The following is a 586-nucleotide window of genomic DNA, read 5'->3' as shown; positions in this document are numbered from 1 at the left end:
CGACCCGAGGCTGCGTCTGGGTGAAGGGCGAGGGTGCCGAGTGTTTCTCAGCCCTTTCCGGCATCCCGAGCGGGCGCTTCGATCCCCCTCGGAGGTGCTGTCTGAGCAGTTATCCACAGGGCAAGAGAGTGGTGCCGCCATTCTTGTTCTAAAGTTCTTATAGTTCAGGCGGAAATACATAAGAGTTATCAAGACATTGCGCATTTATAAGTGACATATTGGGCCGCTGCGGTGACGTATTGGGCCGATGGAGTGACATATTGGGCCGATATTGCGCATTGACAGGTGACAATTTTACACTTCCAAAGTCACCTATGGGAAAGACGCTGCAAGTGGCCGCTGATCGGGCCTATGACCAATCCAAGACCGTGCTGCCCGCCGAGGTGGCGCGCGGGGTCTACATGCGGAACGCGCCAAGTCTGCGCGCCCTCAAGCTCATGCATCTGATGATCTCCACGGCGGGCGGGCGCATGGCCCAGGACGTGCGCCACGAGATGCGCCTCTCCGACATTCGGCGCATCGAGGGCATGGCCCACCACGACCGCGAAAGCCTCAAGCCGTTGTTCGAGGAACTGCGCGCGGCGGT

At 59.2% G+C, this 586-nt stretch carries 1 pseudogene; it reads left to right on the top strand.

Features of this window, described 5'->3' with window-relative positions:
* Positions 1–314: 314 nt before the first annotated feature.
* Positions 315–586 (top strand): annotated as a pseudogene (locus CK240_RS17790) (replication initiation protein); the annotation flags it as partial.

The sequence above is a fragment of the Paracoccus salipaludis genome, assembly GCF_002287065.1.
In the GTDB taxonomy this organism is placed as follows: Bacteria; Pseudomonadota; Alphaproteobacteria; order Rhodobacterales; family Rhodobacteraceae; genus Paracoccus; species Paracoccus salipaludis.
The sequence above is the reverse complement of the archived record's forward strand: the minus strand, read 5'-3'. Positions and strand labels throughout refer to the sequence as shown.